At 68.9% G+C, this 20027-nt stretch carries 18 protein-coding genes and 1 pseudogene; 13 read left to right on the top strand and 6 right to left on the bottom strand.

Features of this window, described 5'->3' with window-relative positions; translation table 11 throughout:
• Nucleotides 1-14: 14 nt before the first annotated feature.
• Nucleotides 15-578, bottom strand: coding sequence for a surface-adhesin E family protein (locus JTE92_RS05385; RefSeq protein WP_063240262.1), 564 nt, complete (start codon nt 576-578; stop codon nt 15-17).
• Between the two features lie 365 nt (nt 579-943).
• On the opposite strand from JTE92_RS05385, the gene JTE92_RS05380 reads away from it, so the two are divergent.
• Nucleotides 944-1489 (top strand): acyloxyacyl hydrolase, encoded by a 546-nt coding sequence (locus JTE92_RS05380; protein ID WP_063240263.1) that lies wholly within the window; start codon nt 944-946, stop codon nt 1487-1489.
• Here the strand turns inward: JTE92_RS05380 and JTE92_RS05375 are convergent.
• The gene (locus JTE92_RS05375) at nt 1464-2375 is read right to left on the bottom strand and encodes a helix-turn-helix domain-containing protein (RefSeq protein ID WP_063240264.1); all 912 of its coding nucleotides are present in this window, start codon (nt 2373-2375) and stop codon (nt 1464-1466) included. The genes JTE92_RS05380 and JTE92_RS05375 overlap by 26 nt on opposite strands.
• A 183-nt stretch (nt 2376-2558) precedes the next feature.
• Between JTE92_RS05375 and JTE92_RS05370 the strand changes: the two genes are divergently transcribed.
• The 3 genes from JTE92_RS05370 (at nt 2559) to JTE92_RS05360 (ending at nt 5825) form a co-directional block, all read left to right on the top strand.
• A complete protein-coding gene (locus JTE92_RS05370; protein ID WP_063240265.1) occupies nt 2559-3875 on the top strand; it encodes a hemolysin family protein in 1317 nt (438 codons plus the stop codon).
• Nucleotides 3876-4164: 289 nt separating this feature from the next.
• Nucleotides 4165-5529, top strand: coding sequence for a GGDEF domain-containing protein (locus JTE92_RS05365; RefSeq protein ID WP_063240266.1), 1365 nt, complete (start codon nt 4165-4167; stop codon nt 5527-5529).
• A 164-nt stretch (nt 5530-5693) separates the two neighbouring features.
• Complete coding sequence (locus JTE92_RS05360) at nt 5694-5825, top strand: entericidin A/B family lipoprotein (protein WP_010814145.1); 132 nt, start codon at nt 5694-5696, stop codon at nt 5823-5825.
• Between the two features lie 104 nt (nt 5826-5929).
• On the opposite strand, the gene JTE92_RS05355 is transcribed toward JTE92_RS05360, so the two are convergent.
• The 3 genes from JTE92_RS05355 to JTE92_RS05345 form a co-directional block, all read right to left on the bottom strand.
• A complete protein-coding gene (locus JTE92_RS05355; protein ID WP_063240267.1) occupies nt 5930-6574 on the bottom strand; it encodes a bifunctional 4-hydroxy-2-oxoglutarate aldolase/2-dehydro-3-deoxy-phosphogluconate aldolase in 645 nt (214 codons plus the stop codon).
• A gap of 77 nt (nt 6575-6651) precedes the next feature.
• Nucleotides 6652-7590 carry a sugar kinase gene (locus JTE92_RS05350; RefSeq protein ID WP_063240268.1) on the bottom strand — a complete coding sequence of 313 codons (939 nt, stop codon included), beginning with the start codon at nt 7588-7590 and terminating at the stop codon, nt 6652-6654.
• A 13-nt stretch (nt 7591-7603) separates the two neighbouring features.
• Nucleotides 7604-8872, bottom strand: coding sequence for an amino acid deaminase (locus JTE92_RS05345; protein WP_063240414.1), 1269 nt, complete (start codon nt 8870-8872; stop codon nt 7604-7606).
• A 207-nt stretch (nt 8873-9079) separates the two neighbouring features.
• Here JTE92_RS05345 and JTE92_RS05340 point away from each other — a divergent pair, with 207 nt between their 5' ends.
• The 9 genes from JTE92_RS05340 (at nt 9080) to JTE92_RS05300 (ending at nt 18903) form a co-directional block, all read left to right on the top strand.
• Nucleotides 9080-9985 carry a MurR/RpiR family transcriptional regulator gene (locus JTE92_RS05340; protein ID WP_063240269.1) on the top strand — a complete coding sequence of 302 codons (906 nt, stop codon included), beginning with the start codon at nt 9080-9082 and terminating at the stop codon, nt 9983-9985.
• 2 nt (nt 9986-9987) lie between these two features.
• Nucleotides 9988-11499, top strand: a complete 1512-nt coding sequence (locus JTE92_RS05335) for an N-acyl-D-amino-acid deacylase family protein (protein ID WP_063240270.1) — start codon at nt 9988-9990, stop codon at nt 11497-11499.
• Nucleotides 11500-11564: 65 nt separating this feature from the next.
• Nucleotides 11565-11957: a RidA family protein gene (locus JTE92_RS05330; protein WP_063240271.1), complete on the top strand. Its 393-nt coding sequence runs from the start codon at nt 11565-11567 to the stop codon at nt 11955-11957.
• A gap of 209 nt (nt 11958-12166) precedes the next feature.
• Nucleotides 12167-13528, top strand: a complete 1362-nt coding sequence (locus JTE92_RS05325) for a GntP family permease (RefSeq protein ID WP_063240272.1) — start codon at nt 12167-12169, stop codon at nt 13526-13528.
• A gap of 157 nt (nt 13529-13685) precedes the next feature.
• Nucleotides 13686-14606: an aldo/keto reductase gene (locus JTE92_RS05320; protein ID WP_063240273.1), complete on the top strand. Its 921-nt coding sequence runs from the start codon at nt 13686-13688 to the stop codon at nt 14604-14606.
• Nucleotides 14607-14621: 15 nt separating this feature from the next.
• Nucleotides 14622-15986 carry an NTP/NDP exchange transporter gene (locus JTE92_RS05315; protein ID WP_063240274.1) on the top strand — a complete coding sequence of 455 codons (1365 nt, stop codon included), beginning with the start codon at nt 14622-14624 and terminating at the stop codon, nt 15984-15986.
• A 135-nt stretch (nt 15987-16121) separates the two neighbouring features.
• Nucleotides 16122-17135: a Bug family tripartite tricarboxylate transporter substrate binding protein gene (locus tag JTE92_RS05310; RefSeq protein ID WP_084254693.1), complete on the top strand. Its 1014-nt coding sequence runs from the start codon at nt 16122-16124 to the stop codon at nt 17133-17135.
• A gap of 32 nt (nt 17136-17167) precedes the next feature.
• Nucleotides 17168-18541, top strand: a complete 1374-nt coding sequence (locus JTE92_RS05305) for an acyclic terpene utilization AtuA family protein (RefSeq protein WP_063240275.1) — start codon at nt 17168-17170, stop codon at nt 18539-18541.
• Nucleotides 18542-18552: 11 nt separating this feature from the next.
• Complete coding sequence (locus tag JTE92_RS05300; protein ID WP_063240276.1) at nt 18553-18903, top strand: AtuA-related protein; 351 nt, start codon at nt 18553-18555, stop codon at nt 18901-18903.
• On the opposite strand, the pseudogene JTE92_RS05295 reads toward JTE92_RS05300, so the two are convergent.
• Nucleotides 18813-19716: pseudogene (locus JTE92_RS05295) on the bottom strand (IclR family transcriptional regulator). The gene JTE92_RS05300 and the pseudogene JTE92_RS05295 sit on opposite strands and share 91 nt — an antisense overlap.
• Nucleotides 19717-20027 lie beyond the last annotated feature (311 nt).

Below are 20027 nucleotides of genomic sequence, written 5' to 3'. Positions count from 1 at the left end.
GCGCTGAGATCAACTCAGCGGCACAGCCTGCGCAGCAGTTCACCCGCGATCGTGCCGGGGCCGGCAGGCTGGAAGGTGCCGTACTGTGGCGCACGGATCGTATAGAGCGAATTGCCGCGCGCATAGCGCTTGCTGTACAGCGTCTGCTCGACCACCGCGAACATCGACGTGGCACAGTCGAGCACCATGCGCTTGAGCGACGAGCGGATCGGTTCGCCGTTGGCGGTGCGGATCACGCCCGCCGGTGAATTGCGCATCAGCACGACACCGACCTGCGCGCCCTGGCGCCGGATCGCGGACTGGTCGAAGTACGAGATCACGCCGTTGGCACCCATCAGCGGCAACCAGCGCTGCGGATCGGGCGCGCCAGGGTCGGGCGCAGCCACCAGGTGGCAGCCTTCCCGGGGCGTGGAGCGGAACACGGTGCCGGCGCCCTGCACCTGGCATTCATAAAGGCCGGCTGCCGCGGCCGGAGGCTGGGCCGGCATGGCACTGCCTTCGGCATGAGCAGTCGGCACGGCCAGGCCGAGCATGCAGCCGGCCAGCGCGGCAGCATGCCGAAAAATGCGGAACATCATTGAATTGCCCTCATATAGACGGGAAAAGCGAGCCGCATTGTCGCACACGACACGCATGATCTGGCGGCTCTGCACCGGTTGCGCATGCGCGCGAACGGCATCGCGCCACACTGCCGGCCAGCAATGTGCGGACCCGTGTACTACAAATAGGATATGGAGGCCGGCCATGCGTGGCGACGCCCGTTGCGGCGCCGCCCCATGCGCGGTCCGACAGCAACGCAGCATCCCAAGCCTTGCTTCCCATGCCACGACAAGACCAAGAAGCCAGACAAGACCGCCATGCAAGTTGTTGCGACCTCCCTCCCGCGCCGGCAGCGCGCACCAGGCATCGGCGACATCGACAGCGCCCCTTTGCAGCGCGCTTAATGCCGCTGGTCGTGCGGCACGCCGCCGCGAGCCTGCTGGCCCTTCCCCTTTGCCTCGGCATCTCCCACGCCGCGCCGGCCGTGCAGCTGGGCTACGGCTTCGACGAGACCCATCACGTACAGAAGGCCGAGGTCGCCATGCTGTGGGATTCGGGCTTTGCGTGGGGCAATCCGCAGGGCTGGCTGGTCGACCTCCAATGGGAAGTCAATATCGCGCGCTGGAACAGCAGCAGCGACAACAATCCGCATGACCTGTGGGAGTTCGGCGCCTCGCCGGTGGTCCGCATCGGCTGGTGGAAGCACGCGTGGGCGCCTTTCCTCGAGTTGTCGGTCGGCCCGCGCTTGCTGACGGGAACACGCACTTCGGACGACCATGTCATTTCCACGGCGTTCCAGTTCTCTGAATACGCCGGCCTGGGCGTGACCGTCGGCTCGGATCGGCGCTTTACCGCGGGCTACCGCTTCCAGCACCTGTCCAATGCTGGCATCAAGGAGCCCAACCCTGGCACCACCTTCCACGTCATCTACCTGCGCTACCGCTTCTGAGCGCCGCTGGCTGCGCGGCGCCCAGCGTTTCAAACAGGGCGCGCGTGGGTTCGTCGGCGGGAAAGAAGGACTCGATACGCAGCTCCTGCAGCGTGATGTCCTGCGGAATGCCGAGCGTGGTCAGCGTCGAGAACAGCGACGCACGGAACGCGCCGGCATGCAGCACCACCGGCAGCACCGGTGGCGGCGCGCTTTCCGCGCCGTCGTCCTCCGGGAGCAGCACGCCGCCGGGGCCGACCATGTCGGGATGCCACGCGGCGATGCGATGGAAGATCGCGCGCGCGGCCTGGTCGTGCGCCTGCACCTGCAATTCCTGCCAGACGCGCCGCAACAGGTAGCGTCCGACCTGGCGCGCGTTCTCGATCACCGGCCACAGCCCTTGCGGATCGAACACCGACAGCATCAGGTTGACCTGGCGCGGCCCGCCGCCCTGCCCGCCTTCGCCCTCCAGCGACGCGGGCGCGCGTCCGTCGAGCAGCGTATCGAGCATGCGCCGGTAAGCCTGGTTGGCGTCGACCAGGTTCCAGAACCGGTCCAGCACCACGGCCGGGTACGGCTCCTGCTTGGACAGGATCAGTGCGATCGCCTGCTGCACCATCTGCAACGGCGGCGAGGCCAGCGCATGCTCGCTGTAGGCCGGCGCGAAGCCGCCCGCCAGCAGCATGCGGTTGCGCTGGCGCAGCGGCACGCCCAGGCGCTCGGCCAGCGCCAGCACCATTTCGCGGCTGGGGCGGGCGCGGCCGGATTCCAGGAAGGAAATGTGGCGCTGCGACACCCCGGCGGCCAGCGACAGCGCGAGCTGGCTGTAGCCGCGCTTGCCGCGCCAGTAGCGCAGCAGGCCGGGGAAGTCGAGCGTGGCTTCGGAGGCGGGAGTCAGCGTTTCCATGCGCTTATTACAGCATGGCCGGGCGCCGGGAGCGACTACCTGCCAGGTAATAGCGGCAATTCCCTGCCGGCTGTCGGCCTTGCTGGCACTGCGACGCAGGCATCACTGCGACGACTTCCTGTAACAGCCGGATGGTATGCTTGACCTCTTTGAACACCCCGCGCGCAAAGGGCGCGCACTTTGATGGAAATTGCCATATTACTGGCGCTGATCCTGCTGAACGGCGTGTTCGCGATGTCCGAGATCGCGCTGGTCACCGCGCGCAAGGCGCGCCTGCAGCGGCAGATCGAGAACGGCGACCGGGGCGCGATCGAAGCCGTCAAGCTGGGCGAGGATCCCACACGCTTCCTGTCGACGGTGCAGATCGGCATCACGTCGATCGGCGTGCTCAACGGCGTGGTCGGCGAATCAACGCTGGCGCAGCCCTTCGGCGCCTGGCTGCACGGCAGCGTTGGCATGGCAGAGTCCACCGCCGGCTACGTCGCCTCCGCGATCGTGGTGGCGGGCCTGACCTACTTTTCCATCGTGCTGGGCGAACTGGTGCCCAAGCGCCTGGGCCAGATGGCCCCCGAAGCGATTGCCCGCCTGGTGGCGCGCCCGATCTCCTGGCTCGCGGTGGCGTCCACGCCCTTCGTCAAGCTGCTGTCAAGCTCCACCCGGCTGGTGCTGCGCCTGCTCGGCACCAAGACCGATAGCGGCCCCGGCGTGACCGAGGAAGAAATCCATGCACTGCTGGTCGAAGGCTCCGAGGCGGGCGTGATCGAGCAGCACGAGCACACCATGGTGCGCAACGTGTTCCGCCTTGACGATCGCCAGCTGGCCTCCCTGATGGTGCCGCGCGGGGACGTCGTCTACCTGGACGTGGACGCGCCACTGGAGGAAAACCTGCGCCGTATCGAGGAATCCGACCACTCCCGCTTCCCGGCGGTGCGCGGCGGCATGCACGACATCGTCGGCGTGGTCAGCGCGCGCCAGCTGCTGGCGCGCCGCCTGCGCGGCGAAGAGGCCGACCTGATGGCCGTGGTGCAGCCGGCGGTATTCGTGCCCGAAAGCGTGACCGGGATGGAGTTGCTGGAAAACTTCCGCGCCTCGGGCGGCCAGGTGGCCTTCGTCATCGACGAATACGGCGAGGTGCTGGGGCTGGTGACGCTGCAGGACCTGATCGAAGCCATCACCGGCGAATTCAAGGCCGCGGCCGCCGGCGAGGAATGGGCGGTGCAGCGCGACGATGGCTCGTGGCTGCTCGACGGCCTGATCCCCATCCCCGAACTGAAGGACCGCATCGGGCTGCGCCAGGTGCCGGAGGAAGAAAAGGAGCGCTATCACACGCTGTCCGGCATGCTGCTGTTGCTGCTCGGACGCCTGCCGCAGATCGCCGACAGCGTCCAATGGGGCGACTGGCGCTTCGAGATCATCGACATGGATGGCAAGCGCATCGACAAGGTGCTGGCCTCGCGCCTGCCGCCAGAAAACGGTCCAGAGGAAGAAACGACCGGCTGATGCCGCGCATCTGGCCGGTCACCCCCCCCCCCGTTGCCCGATGCCGCCTTGTTGATTCCCGTCAAGCGGCAGGTGCGCAGTCCGCAACGTGTCGCAACTTGCAAGCGCCTGCCGCCCGGCTTGGCTTATGATCGCGCCTTGCAGTCCGGTTTGCGGCTGCAGCAGGTATGCACCGCTACACCTGACGACAGGAGCCGGCCCGCGCCGGCGGTCCTGCCAGGCGTGGAACACTGACAACGGGGAGACGCGGGACAGCGCCGCCAGCACGGCACCGCCCGCAAGACGATTCATGCATCCAGATGCCGACGACCTCGGCGGAACGCCAACAGGCGCATCGGGAAGCCCACAAGCGCCGTCCGATGCGAAGGTCCCGGCGCGGCCGGCCGAACTGCTGTGCGCGCTGGCCGCGCGCCGTGCCGAGGGCGCGGCGCCAGCCGCTGTGCTGGCGCTCCGGCTCGACCGCTTTGCCAGCGCATGCGAGACCCTTGGCCCGCACCGCGCCGCCCGCCTGCGGGCGTTGGTGCAGGCCCGCATTGCAGCACTGCTGCCGCAGGGAGCGGTCATGCACTGGGTGGCGGCGTCTGACCTGGGCGCGGTCACGGCACTGGCGGCCGGCTGCACCGATGCCGGGCCCATTGCCGAGCGCATTGCCGAGCGCATTGCCGCCGACCTGTCCCGTCCGTTCCTCCTGGATGGCTTCGAGCTGTTTATCTCCAGCAGCATCGGCATGGCCACCGACCACCCCGACGTCCCCGCCGAGCGCAGCGTGCAGCAGGCCTTCGATGCCATGCTGCGTGTCGTCCGCCAGGGCGGCGCCGGCCTCGCGCGCGCCGACAAGCCCGCTGCCCCGCCCACCGCTCCGCTGCTGGCCGCCTTGCCCGAGGCGCTGGAGCGCGGCGAACTGAGCCTGCAACTGCAGCCGCACGCCAACTTTGCAGGCGCCCGTGTCAGCGGCTATACCGTGCGCCTGCGCTGGCACAGCCCCGTGCTGGGGCGGGTGGCGCCGCAGGACTTCCTGCCGGCGGCGGAAACACTCGGCTTGGCTGGACGCATCGGCGCCTGGCTGCTCGACAGCGTGCTGCCGCTGGTGCGCAGCGCCGAAGCGCTTGCGCCGCTGCAATTTACGCTGCTGGCCTCAAGCGCGCAGCTGCACCGCCCGCAGATGGTCGATGCGCTGGCGCAGGCCATCGGCACAGGCGGCATCGCCGCGGAGCGCCTGTGCATCGAGCTGCCTGCCAGCGCGGTGCCCCAGGACGGCGGCATCCTCGATCGGGTTGCCGACTTGCGCCGCCTGGGGGTACGGCTGGCGCTGGGCGATCTCGACGACAGCTCCGGCAGCCGGCTTGCCCTGGAGGCATTGCGGCCTGACAGCGTCTCGCTCGATGTACGCCGGCTGGGCCATGGCGGCGCGCGCGGCGGCGGCGCGGACCTGGCCGAGCGGCTGCATGGCGCCTGCGTCATGGCGCGCCGCGCCGGCGCGGCGGTTTGCGCCAAGGGCGTGGAAAGCCGGCAGCAACTGGACGTGGTGCGCGCCTGGGGCTGCCACAGCGTGCAGGGCTACCTGCTGGCACAGCCTTTCCCGGCGGCCTGGCTGATGCAGACACACGCCGCCGTTCAACAGCGCGCCCGCGAGCTGCTGGCGCCGGCCGGCTGAAGCGGTCAAGCCGGCCCGCGCCATGGCAACTGTTGCATCAACTGTTGCACTAACTGTTGCACCGATTGCACGATTTACAAATTGGCACATACCAGATATCAACCGCGCCGGCAGCGACGGTAAAATCTGCGTCAAACCCTCAACCGAATGGAAAGGAGCCCGGCGTGAAGAAAGGTTGGATCTGGTGCGTTCTGTTTGCCACCCTGTTGGCTGGCTGCAACACGATGGCAGGACTCGGACAAGACATTCAGCGCGGCGGCCAGAAGCTGGAAAGCTCGGCGGACCGGCACAAGTAAGCCGGACCGCCAAACCGCGCAACGATGCGGCCTGGCCGCGTCGGCAACCAGAAACGGCACGCCGAGGGGCGTGCCGTTTTGCTTTGCCGGGCCAGCCGGCGCGCTCAGCCCTTGCTGCGCAGCGCGCGTGCCTGCTCGGCCAGCGAACGGATGTGGCCCCAGTCCTTGCCCGCCACCGCGTCCTTGGGCACCACCCATGAGCCGCCCACGCACACCACGTTGGGCAAGGCCAGGTAGGTCGGCGCCAGCGCGACATCGATGCCGCCGGTCGGGCAGAAGCGCAGCTGCGGCAGCGGTCCGCCCAGCGACTTCAGCATCGGCACCCCGCCGGCCGCCTGCGCCGGGAAGAACTTCAGGAAGGTGAAGCCGGCTTCCAGCGCCAGCATGGCCTCGCTGGCGGTGGCCACCCCCGGCAACAGCGAGATCCCCGCGCCCTGCGCGCCCTCCGCCAGCGACGGCGTCAGGCCGGGCGACACGGCAAACTGAGCGCCGGCATCGCGCACGGCATGCAGCTGCTCCACCGTCAGGACCGTGCCCGCACCCACGCACGCCTGCGGCAGCGCGGCGGCCACGGCCTTGATGGCTTCCAGCGCGACCGGCGTGCGCAGTGTGATCTCCAGCAGCGGCAGGCCGCCGGTGACCAGCGCCTCGCTCACGTGCAGGGCCTCGTCGACCGACTGGAATTCCAGCACGGGGATCACCGGCACGTCGGCCAGCAGGGGAAGCAGCGGGGAAGTCTGGTTTTGCATATCTGTCTCGGGGTGAAGGGTTCAGGAAAGCAAAGTCAGGGAATGCAGCGGGCTCAGCGGTCAGTTCAGCGGCCGGTTCAGCCGCCGATCACGGAGACCGATTCGGCCAGCCGGGCCATCACGGCCTGCGCATCGGGGATCGGCGCCACCGCGCCATAGCCGGTGGTGGACAGCGCCGCGGCCACGTTGGCGTAGCGCGCGGCCTCGAACGGGTCGGCGCCCGCCGCCAGGCGCGCGACGAAGCTGCCGCCGAAGCAATCGCCGGCACCGGTGGCATCGACCGGCTTGACCGGATACGGTGCCACCAGCGTGCGCGACTCGGGCGTGGCCACGTAAGCGCCCTCCTCGCCCAGCTTCAGCGCCACCAGGCCGATGCCGCAGCCGAGCAGGTAATCGACGATGGCATCGCGGTCATCCAGCCCCGTCAGCACGGTGATGTCGTCCCAGCTGGGCAGGCACACGTCGGTCAGCGCGAGCGCTTCGCGCATGATGCCGCGCGCGCGCGCCAGCGACCACAGCCGCAGGCGCAGGTTGGTGTCGAGCGTGACCTTGGTGCCGGCCTTGCGCGCGTGCTCCATCGCCGCCAGGCCGGCATCGCAGGCACTGGTGCTGATGGCCAGGCTGATGCCCGACAGGTGCAGGTAGCGCGCCGCGGCGATCGCGCCCAGCGGTAGCTGCTCATGCTGGTAGCGGCTGGCGGCGGAGCCTTCGCGCAGGTAGTCGAAGCGGTGGCCGTGATTGTCGTGCGAGACAAAATAGACGCCGGTCGGCGCGGACGGGTCCACATGGACGTAGCGCGTATCGACCCGCTCCTGCGTCCACAGCGCGCGCAGGCGCTCGCCGAAGGTATCGGCGCCCACCGCGCTGACATAGCCGGTGCTCGCGCCCTGCCGTGCCGCGGCGATGCAGAAGTTGGAGGTATCGCCACCAAAGCCCTGCAGGTAGCGGTCGGGATCGTCGGGCTGCTGGTTGAACTCCACCAGCGGCTCGCCGTAGGCCAGGATATCGATGCTCATGGGGCGGCCCGCCTCAGAAGAAGGTTTGCACGATGTCGATCACGCGCAGGTCTCGATCCAGCACCGGGATATGGCGCCACTTGTCGAAAGTCAGGCACGGGTGCGAGATATCGAACGCGATCATGTCGCCGACCTGGATGTCGTCGCCCGGCTTGACCTGCAGGTAGGCGTGCTGGTCCATCATGCCGGTCACTTCCCAGTGCGCGGGTACGTCGACCGGCGCTTCGCTGCCCGGGCGGTACAGCCGCGCGGGGATCGGCATGCCGGCATCGAAGGCCGCGTCGCGCTTGCCCATGCCGATGATGACGCGGTCCGGCTCGGGGATCGACTGCACGTAGGCCCACAGCTGCAGCGCCGGCAGCAGGCCCTCGCGCATCTTTTGCGCGACCGGGTTGCTGGCCAGGATGCGTTGCTGCGCGGCGCGGTAGATGCCGACGTCATGGGTCAGGTAGCAGCCGGGGCGCAGCACGATGTCGATCGGCGTGCCGATGTCGGTGCGCGCGAATTCCTCGGCGACCACGTCATACCAGGCCGAGCCCGCGCCCGACATCACCACCGGGCTGCGGCCGAAGCGGCCCTGCTGCGCCAGTTGCCGCGTCACGGCCACGGTGCGCTGCAGGAAGGCGCGGATATCGGCCTCTTCCTTCAGCACGCCCTCATAGATCTCGACACCCGCCAGCGACAGCGCCCGCGGCCAGCGCGCCAGCGCGTCGAGCACGGCCTGTTGCTGCGCGTCGTCGCGCACGCCGGTGCGCCCGCCCGCCACGCCCAGTTCCAGCAGCACCTGCAGCGTCTGCCCGCGCGCCTGGAAGAACTTGCCGAGCTGGTCGACCAGCGCGGCGGAGTCCACCAGCGCAAAGAACTCGAAGGCCGGATCGTCGCGCAGCAGGTCCGCAATGATTTCCATGTTGCGGCGGCCCACCAGCTGGTTGGCCATCAGCACCCGCTTGACGCCGTGCGCATGCGCCGCGGCGGTCTGGTGCGCGGTCGCCAGCGTGATGCCCCACGCGCCGGCGCCGAGCTGGCGCGCGAACAGCTTGGGCGCCATGGTGGTCTTGCCATGCGGCGCAAGCTGCACGCCGTACTCGCCCATGAAGCGGCGCATCCATTCCAGGTTGTGCGCAAGCCGGTCTTCGTAAAGCACCGCGGCCGGCAGGCTCAGTTCTTCCTGCAGCAGGCTCCAGCCGGTGCGGGCGGCGCCGGGCGCCAGGGGGGCTTCGAGTCGCCCCAGCGCCTTGTTGAGCGGATCGATCACGCCGGCCTGATACTTTATTTCACGCATGCTTGCCATCACCCTGAAAAAATCTGATTGACGTAATGATAGCCCTGAAAATAAGATATTTCATCCTTGTTATAAAGTAACACGCTGACAGCACACAGGGAACTGCGGAGACAACGCCCAAGGCCGCGCCCGTCACTGTTATAGCCCTTTCGGACAGCGCCTGCCGCCTGCGTCACTTTGCCTCCGGGCCCTGCCCAGCCACCAGCCATGACCGCACCCTTCGACATCCTGACCCGCATCGCCGAGCGCGGCCCCGCGCTGCGCCTGGCCGAGCAGAAGGTCGCGCAGGTGGTGCTGGAAGACCTGGCCGGCGCCGCCGCGGCGAGCATCAATGAGCTGGCGCGCAAGGCCGGCGTCAGCGAGGCCAGCGTGACCCGCTTCGCCAAGGCCATCGGCTGCCGCGACGTGCGCGACCTGAAGCTGCGGCTGGCACAGGCCACCGCGGTGGGTGCGCGTTTCCTGCAACCCGGCGGCGCCGATGCGGCCGCCGAAGCCCCGGCGACGCTGGCCGACAGCATCCATGCCGACATCCTGACCGCGCTCGAAGTCAACCGCGGCCTGATGGATGCGCAGCGCATCGAAGACGCCGCGCGCCTGTTGCTGGGCGCACGCATGGTCTACGCTTTCGGCATGGGCGGCGGCTCGTCGTTCATGGCCGACGAGGCGCGCCACCGGCTGGCGCGGCTGGGCCAGCCGGTGGCGAGCTACCAGGACGGCCTGCTGCAGAAGATGGTGGCGGCCACGCTGAGCCGCGACGACGTGGTGCTGGCGTTCTCGGCCAGCGGGCGCGTGCCGGAGATGCTGGCCAGTTGCGAGATCGCGCGCGAATACGGCGCCAGGCTGGTCGCGGTGACCGCGCTGGGCTCGCCGCTGGCCGCGCGCGCCGACGTGCTGCTGCCGGTGCGCACGCTGGAGACGGATTTCATTTTCAAGCCGTCGGCGTCGCGCTACGCGATGCTGATGGTGCTGGACGTGCTGGCCACCCAGTGCGCGCTGCTGCAGCAGGACCAGAGCAAGGAGCGGCTGCGCCGGCTCAAGTACGTGCTGGACAGCCACCGGGGCGAGACCAGCCCCGGCCTGGGCCCTGACAGCCGCCAGCCGCTGGGAGACTGACCATGCCACACCTGTTCGATACCCTGATCCGCTTCGTCACGCTGATCGACGGCTCCGGCGCCGCCGCGCGCCTGGCCGACGTGGCGCTGCGCGACGGCCGCATTGCCCGCATCGATGAAGGCGGCGCGATCGATCCCGATGCCGCCGCGCACGTGGTCGAAGGCCACGGCCTGGTGCTGGCGCCGGGCTTTATCGACGTGCATACGCACGACGATACCAACGTGGTGCGCCAGCCCGAGATGACGCCCAAGCTGTCGCAGGGCGTGACCACCGTGATCGTCGGCAACTGCGGCATCAGCGCCGCGCCGGTGACGCTGTCGGGCGATCCGCCCGACCCGATGAATCTGCTCGGCCATGCCGACGCGTTCCGCTACCCCAGCTTCAAGGCCTACGTCGACGCCGTCGATGCCGCGCAGCCCGCGATCAACGTCGCCGCGCTGGTGGGCCATACCGCGCTGCGCAGCAACCATATGGACCGGCTCGACCGCGCCGCCACGCCCGCGGAAATCGCGGCCATGCGCGCGCAGCTGGAAGAATCGCTGCAGCACGGCGCGCTGGGCCTGTCCACCGGACTCGCCTACGCCAACGCCTTCCACGCGCCGACCGAGGAAGTGCTGGCGCTGGCCGAGCCGCTGGCCCATGCCGGCGCGCTCTACGCCACGCACCTGCGCAGCGAGTTCGCCGAGATCCTCGACGCGATGGACGAAGCCTTCCGCATCGGCCGCCATGCGCGCGTGCCGGTGGTGATCTCGCACCTGAAGTGCGCGGGCGTGGACAACTGGGGCCGCAGCACCGAGGTGCTCGACGCCCTCGACGGCGCGCAGCGCTGGCAGCCGGTCGGCTGCGACTGCTACCCCTATACCGCCAGCTCGTCGACGCTGGACCTGAAGCAGGTCACCAGCGACTTCGACATCATGGTGACGTGGTCCGAAGGCGCGCCCGAGATGGGCGGCCGGCTGCTGGCCGATATCGCCGCCGAATGGCAGGTCGACCTGCACGAGGCCGCGCGCCGGCTGATGCCCGCCGGCGCCGTCTACCACTGCATGGAAGATGCAGACGTCGACCGCATCCTGAGCCACCCCGCCACGGTAGTCGGCTCGGACGGCCTGCCCAACGACCCGCTGCCGCATCCGCGCCTGTGGGGCGCGTTCCCGCGCGTGCTGGGCCACTATGCGCGCGACCGCGAGCTGTTTCCGCTCACCGTTGCCGTGAACAAGATGACCGGCCTGTCAGCCGAGCGCTTCGGCCTGCATCGCCGCGGCTTCGTGCGCGATGGCTACTGGGCCGACCTGGTGCTGTTCGACGCCGCGACCATCCGCGACGCCGCCAGCTTCACCGACCCGATGCAGCCCGCCGAAGGCATTGCCGCGGTCTGGGTCAATGGCGAGCTGTCATGGCAGCAGCGCCAGTCGACCGGGATCCGCGCCGGACGCTTCCTGGCGCGCGGCGCGGACGGCGACACCTCTCCATCCACTACCGTCATTCCCGCGCAGGCGGGAATCCAGCGTCTTTGAAAGTCGCTGGGTCCCCGCCTTCGCGGGGACGACGAGCATTTGAAACCTTATTCTGAGGAGTACCCATGGACATCAAACGATTCGGCGTGGAAGGCGGCACCGGCCAGGGCGGCGCGCACATGCCCTTTGCCCGCGCCGTGGCGGCCGACGGCTGGCTCTACGTTTCCGGCCAGGTGCCGATGGTCGGCGGCGAGCTGATCGACGGCGGCATCGTGCCGCAGACCCACCAGGCCATCAAGAACGTGCTGGCGATCCTGGCCGAGGCCGGCTACGGCCCCGAGCACGTGGTCCGCTGCGGCGTGTGGCTGGACGATGCGCGCGACTTCGCCTCGTTCAACAAGATCTTCAAGGAATACTTCGGCGCCAACCCGCCGGCGCGCGCCTGCGTGCAATCGAGCATGGTGGTGGACTGCAAGGTCGAAGTGGACTGCATCGCGTACAAGAAGCCGGCGGCCTGAGCCAATCGCCGGCTGACGGTGTGCTCCCCTCTCCCATGAAATGGGAGAGGGGCCGGGGGTGAGGGCCGCGCGTATCAATCTTGCGCTGCCGGTCATTGAAACTCCCGCCCTCACCCCCTGCCCCTCTCCCGCGCGCGGGAGAGGGGAGAAAACAAACAACGAACATCTGCCGCACACAAGCGGCCCTTTCTTCCACACAAGGAGACAACATGGGTCCCGTCACAGGAACCACGCTCTTGGTGTATGCGCTGATCGCCGTGATCGCCCTGGTGGTGCTGATCGCGCGCTACAAGCTCAACCCTTTCATTACCCTGGTCGTCGTCTCGGTGCTGCTCGGCTTTGCCGTGGGCATGCCGATGGGCGACATCGTCAAGTCATTCGAAGCCGGTGTCGGCGGCACGCTCGGCCATATCGCGCTGGTGGTGGGCCTGGGCACCATGCTCGGCAAGATGATGGCCGAGTCCGGCGGTGCGGAACGTATCGCCAACACGCTGATCGATTTCTTCGGCGCGAAGAACGTGCACTGGGCCATGGCGACCATCGCCTTTATCGTCGGCCTGCCGGTGTTCTTCGAGGTCGGCTTCGTGCTGCTGGTGCCGATCGCCTTCAACGTCGCCAAGCGCACCGGCACGTCGATGGTGGTGGTCGGCATCCCGATGGTGGCCGGCCTGTCCGTAGTGCATGGCCTGATCCCGCCGCATCCGGCCGCGCTGCTGGCGGTGACCGCGTATGGCGCGGACATCGGCAAGACCATCATGTATGCGCTGATCGTGGGCATCCCCACGGCGGCCATCGCCGGCCCGATGTTTGCCAGGCTGATGGACCGCTACGTCAAGCTGCCCGACGTCAACCCGCTGGCTGACCAGTTCACCGAAGAGGATGAGCGCGTCAAGGAATCGCACCAGTTGCCGGGGTTCGGCATCACGGTGTTCACCATCCTGCTGCCTGTCGTGCTGATGCTGATCGGCAGCTGGGCCGACCTGTTCACCACGCCCAAGTCGTTTGCCAACGACTTCCTCAAGCTGATCGGCAACTCGGTGATGGCGCTGCTGATCGCCGCGCTGGTGAGCTTCTACACCTTCGGCAAGGCGCGCGGCTTCAATCGCGACACCATCCTCAAGTTCACCAACGAGTGCGTGGCGCCCACCGCCATCATCACGCTGGTGGTCGGCGCCGGCGGCGGCTTCGGCCGCATCCTGCGCGACTCGGGCATCTCCACCGCCATCGTCGACGTGGCCACCAGTGCGCAAGTGTCCGTGCTGGTGCTGGGCTGGCTGGTCGCCGTGATGATCCGCATCGCCACCGGCTCGGCCACGGTCGCCATGACGACGGCCGCCGGCATCGTCGCGCCGATCGCCGCCAGCGTGCCGGGCACCCGCCCCGAACTGCTGGTGCTGACCACCGGCGCCGGCTCGCTGATCCTGTCGCACGTGAACGACGGCGGCTTCTGGCTGGTCAAGGAGTACTTCAACATGACCGTGGCCCAGACCTTCAAGACCTGGTCGGTGTGCGAGACCATCATCTCGGTGGTGGCGCTGCTGCTGACGCTGGGGCTGGCCACGGTGATCTGAGGCGCGAAAGCCGTACCGCGCACCCCGTCCTCCGCAGGGTGCGCGCGGCGGTACCCGCGCCGCGCGGCGTGCGGGATAACGCACTGAAGCAACGGTTTACAAGGCTCCGGCCAGCGCCTAAGGTCAACCAGTGTATGACCCGCCTCGAACCGCTTCCATGCCAATCGACCGCCGCTCATTCCTGGCCCTGGCCGCCGGGCTGACCGCCACCGCCGCCGCCATCGCCCCACTGCGCGCCGGCGCCGCCACCGTGGCCGTCCCCATGCGCCGCAACATCCCCGGCACCACCGAGGCCCTGCCCGTTGTGGGCATGGGCACGGCCGACACCTTCAACGTCAGCAGCGAAGCCGCCGAGCGCAAGCCGCTGGCCGAAGTCATGGCAATGCTGTTGCGCACCGAAGGCTCGGTCATCGACACGGCGCCCAGCTATGGCAGCGCCGAGGCCGTGACCGGCGACCTGCTGCGCGCGGCCAACGCCCGGCAGCGCGTGTTCCTGGCGACCAAGATCTCGGCCCAGTCCGGCGCCCCGGCGCAGGCGCAGTGGGGGCGCTCGCTGGCAGACCTGCGCGTCGACAAGGTCGACCTGCTGCAGGTGCACAACCTGATCGACTGGCAAGGCAACCTGCGCTTCCTGCGGGAGTTGAAGGAACAAGGCCGCATCCGCTACCTGGGCATCACCCATTACCGCGACGACGCGCACGAGGCGCTGGAGCGGATCGTGCGCAACGAGCGCGTCGATTTCGTCCAGGTCAACTACTCGGTGGCCGAGCGCAATGCCGGGCGCGTGCTGCTGCCGCTGTGCCAGGAGCGCGGCGTGGCGGTACTGGTCAACCGCCCGTTCCAGGACGGCCGCCTGTTCCGCGCGGTCAAGGACCGGCCGCTGCCGCCGTGGGCCGGAGACATCGACTGCGGCTCGTGGGGCCAGCTGTTCCTGAAGTTCATCGTCAGCCATCCGGCGGTGACCGCTGCCATTCCCGCCACCTCCAAACCGCGCAACATGGCCGATAACCTCGGCGCCGCGCTGGGGCGCATGCCCGATCCGGGCCAGCGCGAGCGCATCGCCGCGCTGCTGGCCTGACGCGCGCCGGGCCGCATGGACGAACCCGAGCGCGACACGCCCGCCGGCGGCGGCCTGGCACGGCTGCGGCGCGGCTTCGGCATCCGCCCCGGCGAGGCCGGCGCGGTGGTGGCCGGCTTCCTGTTCTTCTTCTGCCTGTTCGCCAGCTATTTCATGCTGCGCCCGGTGCGCGAGACCATGGGCATCGCCGGCGGCGTGAAGAACCTGCAATGGCTGTTCACCGCGACCTTCGTCGTCATGCTGGCGGCGATCCCGCTGTACGGCGCGGTGTGCGCGCGGCTGCCGCGGCGGCGCTTCGTGCCGTGGGTCTATGCGTTCTTCATCGCCAACCTGCTCGCCTTTGCCTTCGCCACGCGCGCGTGGCCCGACAATGTCTGGCTGGCGCGCGTGTTCTACGTGTGGCTGTCGGTATTCAACCTGTTCGTGGTGTCCGTGGCATGGAGCCTGATGGCCGACGTGTTCCGGCCCGAGCAGGCGCGGCGCCTGTTCGCGCTGCTGGCCGCCGGCGCCAGCGCGGGCGGGCTGGCCGGGCCGGTGCTGGGCGGCTGGCTGGTGCCGCAGATCGGGCTGACCGGGCTGATGCTGCTGTCCGCCGCGCTGCTCGCCGCGACGCTGCCGGGCGTGGGCTGGCTGTTCGGCTGGCGCCGCCGCGCCGGCGCGGGCCATGAAGTGCCCGCAAATGCCGCCAGCGATCCCGCCAACCCGGTCGGCGGCGGCCTGTGGGCGGGGCTGGCGTTGTTGCTGCGTTCGCGCTACCTGCTCGGCATCGGGATGTTCGTGATCCTGCTGGCCACGGCCAGCACCTTTCTTTATTTCGAGCAGGCGCGGCTGGTGGCCGAGGTCTTCCCCGAGCGCACCCGGCAAACCCAGGTCTTCAGCGCGCTCGACGCCACGGTCCAGGCGCTGACCATCCTGGTCCAGCTGTTCTTCACCGGCCGCATGGCGCGGCGCTACGGCGTCACGCTGCTGCTGACCGCGGTGCCGCTGGCGGTCACGGCGGGCTTCGTCGTGCTGGCACTGGCGCCGACCTTCGGCGTGCTGGCCGGCGTGATGATCCTGCGGCGCGTGGGCGAATATGCGCTGCTGCGGCCCGGGCGCGAGATGCTGTTCACGGTGGTCGATCCCGAGACCAAGTACAAGGCCAAGAACGTGATCGACACCGCGGTCTATCGCGCCGGCGATGCGGTCAGCGCATGGGTCAAGACCGCCATCGACGCGATTTCCGGCCACCCTGCCACCGTCGCGCTGGCCGGTGCCGGCCTGGCGCTGGCATGGGCGGCGCTGGGATGGTGGCTGGGGCGGCGGCACGAAGCCGAGCTGGTGCCGCATGAGACAAGCCCGCGCGCCGGGGCGGCCGGCGCTACGACAACTTCGCGCTAGCCTCGCTTCAACTTTCATTCAATGAAATAAATTCTTCATTGTTTGACCGCATTTCCATGCTTGCCTAACATCTTCCACACAACAGTTTCATCCAACAAAATTTGCGCCGAGCCCACGGCGCCGCAGGAGACAGCCATGCAAGCATCCACCGTCCGGTGGCCGGCGGCGTTCGCCACCGCGTTCGCCACCGCCTACTCCCTGTTATCCGCCGCACCGGTGCACGCCGCGCGGTCCGCGGATGCGGAGGCAAGCTGGCCATCGCACCCGATCCGCCTGGTCGTCCCGTTCACGCCTGGCGGGACCACCGACATCCTTGCGCGCGTGGTCGGCCAGCGGCTCGGGCAAGTGCTGGGCCAGACCGTGGTGATCGACAACCGTCCCGGCGCCGGCGGCAATATCGGCGCCGAAGCGGTGGCCAGGGCCTCGCCTGATGGCTACACGCTCCTGATGGGCACGCTCGGCACCCAGGTCACCAACGCCTCCCTCTATGCGCGCATGCCCTACGATGCGGCGCGCGACTTCGCACCGGTCACGCTGGTGGCCAACTCGCCAAATGTGCTGCTGACCAACGCCACGCTGCCGGTGCGTTCGGTGGGCGAGCTGATTGCACTGGCGCGGCAACAGCCGGGGAAACTGAACTATGCGTCGACCAGCACCGGCGGCTCACCGCACTTGTCGGGCGAACTGTTGGACAGCATGGCGAGGGTCAAGATGCAGCATGTTCCATACAAGGGCGCCGCGCCAGCGATGACGGACCTGCTCGCCGGCCAGGTCAACCTCATGTACGACAACCTGCCCTCGGCGCTGGCGCAGATCCAGGCGGGCAAGGTGCGCGCACTGGCCGTGACCGGCCCGCAGCGCTCGCCGCTCCTGCCGGACGTGCCAACCGTGCAGGAATCCGGGCTGCCCGGTTATGTCGTCAACTCGTGGTTCGGCCTGCTGGCGCCGGCCGGAACGCCGGCTGCGGTGGTCGGCAAGCTGCAGCAGGCGGTGGCCGGCGTGCTGGCCGAGCCTGCAGTGCGCCAGCGCATCGAGCAGCTCGGCGCCGTGCCCGGCGGCGACAGCCCCGCTGCGTTTGCCGCCGTGATCCGCGAAGACACCGCCAAATGGTCGCGCGTAATCCGCGAGGCCGGGATCAAGCCGCAATGACATCGCATTCATTTCCATCAGGGCGTCCACACATGAACCTGTCCACGTCACGACCCACACTGCGCATCGGCTCCGGCTCCGGCTGGTGGGGCGACCGCGTCGAACCCGCGGCGCTCAGCGCGCGCGAAGGCCGCCTCGACTACCTGTGCTTCGAGACCATGGCAGAGGCCACCGTCTGCGCCGCGCAGGTACGGCGCAGGCGCGACCCCGCCTTTGCCGGCTACGATACTTACCTCGATGAACGCATGCGCGCCGTGCTGCCCCATTGCATCGCCAACGGCACGCGCATCATCAGCAACCAGGGCTGGATCAATCCGCTCGGTGCCGCGCGCCGCATTGCGCAGCTGTGCCAGGAACTGGGCCTGCCCGGTGTGAAGATCGCCGCCATCACCACCACCGACCTGACCGGCACCATCTGCGACCAGGACCTGCACCTGCTGGAGAGCGGCGCCCATGTGCGCACGCTGCGCGACACGCTGGTATCGGCCGAGCCGTACGAAGGGGCGCTGCCAATCGTGAAGGCGCTGGAGCAAGGCGCCCAGGTCGTCGTTACCGGGCGGGTGGCCGACCCGTCGCTGTTCCTCGCGCCGATGATCCACACCTTTGGCTGGCGCTATGACCATCCGCAGGACGTGCCGCTGCTGGCGCGCGGCAGCGCCATCGGGCATCTGCTGGAATGCGGCGCGCAAGTGACCGGCGGCTATTTCGGCGACCCGGGCTACAAGGACGTGCCCGAGCCCTGGAACCTGGCCTTCCCCATCGCCGAGGTCGAGCCCGATGGCAGCGCGGTGATCGGCAAGGTCGCCGGCACCGGCGGGCGCATCGACCTGCAGACCGTCAAGGAGCAGATGTTCTACGAGGTGCACGATCCCGCCCGCTACATCACGCCCGACGTGGTGGTCGACTTCACGACGGCGCAACTCGAGCAGCAGGATGCAGACCGCGTGCGCATCAGCGGCGTCACCGGTGCCCCGCGCACCGATACGTTGAAGATCTCGCTCGGCTGTACCGAGGGCTTTATCGGCGAGGACATGTTCTTCTATGCCGGCCCCGGCTGCCTGGCCAAGGCCGAGCTGGCGCGCACGATCCTGGAGCACCGCTTTGCCATGGCTGGCCTGCAGGCCGACGCGCTGCATATCGATTTTCTCGGCGTCAATGCGATCCACGGCCTGGCGTCGCTGGCGCCAACGGCCGAGCCCAACGAAATCGCGGTGCGCGTCGCCGCACGCGCGCGCACCCGCGAAGAAGCCGCCAAGGTCGGCCGCGAGATCGACAGCATGGCCGTGTGCGGCCTGGCCTCCACCGGCAAGCGCGTGCCGCACCAGGACCGCACGCGCGAAATCATCGGCGTGTGGTCTGCGCTGGTGCCGCGCACGCAGGTCCGCTCGCAGATCCACTTTCTCTGAGGCAGCCCACCATGATCGTTCCACTAAGGCGGCTGGCGCATACGCGCTCCGGCGACAAGGGCGACACGTCCAACACGGCCGTGATCGCGTATGACGCGGCTTTCTATCCCTACCTCCGCGAGCAACTGACCGCGGCTTCCTTCAAGGCGCTGTACGGCGGGCTGATCCGGGGCGAGGTCGAACGCTATGCCGTCGACGGGCTGCAGGTGCTCAACTTTGTCGCGCACGGCGCGCTCGGCGGCGGCGTCTCGCGCAGCCTGGCGTTGGACAATTACGGCAAAGCGCTGGCCAGTGCCGTACTGCGTTTCGAGGTCGAGATCCCCGACGCGCTCGCGCCCCTGCTGCGCGGCCCGGCGCAATAAGCCGCCGCGCGCTGCTCAGGACGGCACGGCGCGGCGCGTCCACGCCGCCGTGATGCGCCGCGCTTCTTCGCGCAGCCGGCGCGCCATGCGCGCCTCGCGCGCGAGGATGCGTTCGCTCAGCGCCGCGATACTGAGCGCGCCGATCGGGCGGCCTTCGTAGTCGAGCAACGGCACGGCGATGCCGCCCATTTTCTCCACCACCAGGTCCAGGAACAGCACGTAGCCGCGCTCGCGCGCCTGCGCAATCTGGGCGGCGATCACCTCGGGCGTGAGGCGCGGATAGCGTTGGCGCTGCTGCGGCGTCAGCCGTGCGCGCGCCGTACGTTCAGGTTCGGGCTTCCACGCCAGCACGGCCAGGCTGCCGGCACCGACGCCCAGCGGCCGGCGCGTGCCGATTTCCACGTAGTTGGCACGGATCGGGAACGTGCCGAGCTCGATATCCGAGCAGACCGACTCGCCGCGGCTGGCCTCGGTCAGGATCGCCGTATCCTCGAATTCCTCTACCAGCCGCTCCAGGCTCGGCCGGGCCAACGCGCGCAGGTCCACGCGGCGCTGCGCCACGTCCGCCAGCTGGAACACCTCCGGGCCGATGCCGAAGCGGCGCTTGTCGTCGCGCGTGACAAACCCCTCTTCCACCAGCACGTCGAGCAGCCGCGATGCCGTCGCCAGGTCCAGGCCGGTGGCGCGCGCCACGTCAGACAGGCGCCGCACCTGCGGGTCGGACAGCGCCCGCAGGATCCACAACGCGCGCTGCACGGGCGACGGACGCGCCGTCTTCCGCGCTTCGGGGTCAGCCTGTTCTTCGGCGGACATGGGGTAGCCTCACGACTGCGCAGGTTTTAGCGCGACTTCAGCGCCGCGGCTTGTTCGCGACGGGCAGCATCTCGCCGGAATCCGCCAGCGAGGACTTTGATCCGGGGGCGGAACGGATTGACTGTCATGCTCTTGTTCTGGGGTGGAGGCAAGGCCAGGGGCAATCCATCATGGCAATTGCCGCACAGCCGCGTCGGTGCACCGACGGATCTTACGGCAACGGATGGCGGGACTGAATACCTCCTTTTTGGTAATTGACCGTCCGATGCGGCTGGCCGAGGCCCTGCAGATGGCCGTATAGTCATGGCCTC

This window comes from Cupriavidus oxalaticus, from assembly GCF_016894385.1.
In the GTDB taxonomy this organism is placed as follows: domain Bacteria; phylum Pseudomonadota; class Gammaproteobacteria; order Burkholderiales; family Burkholderiaceae; genus Cupriavidus; species Cupriavidus oxalaticus.
The sequence above is the reverse complement of the archived record's forward strand: the minus strand, read 5'-3'. Positions and strand labels throughout refer to the sequence as shown.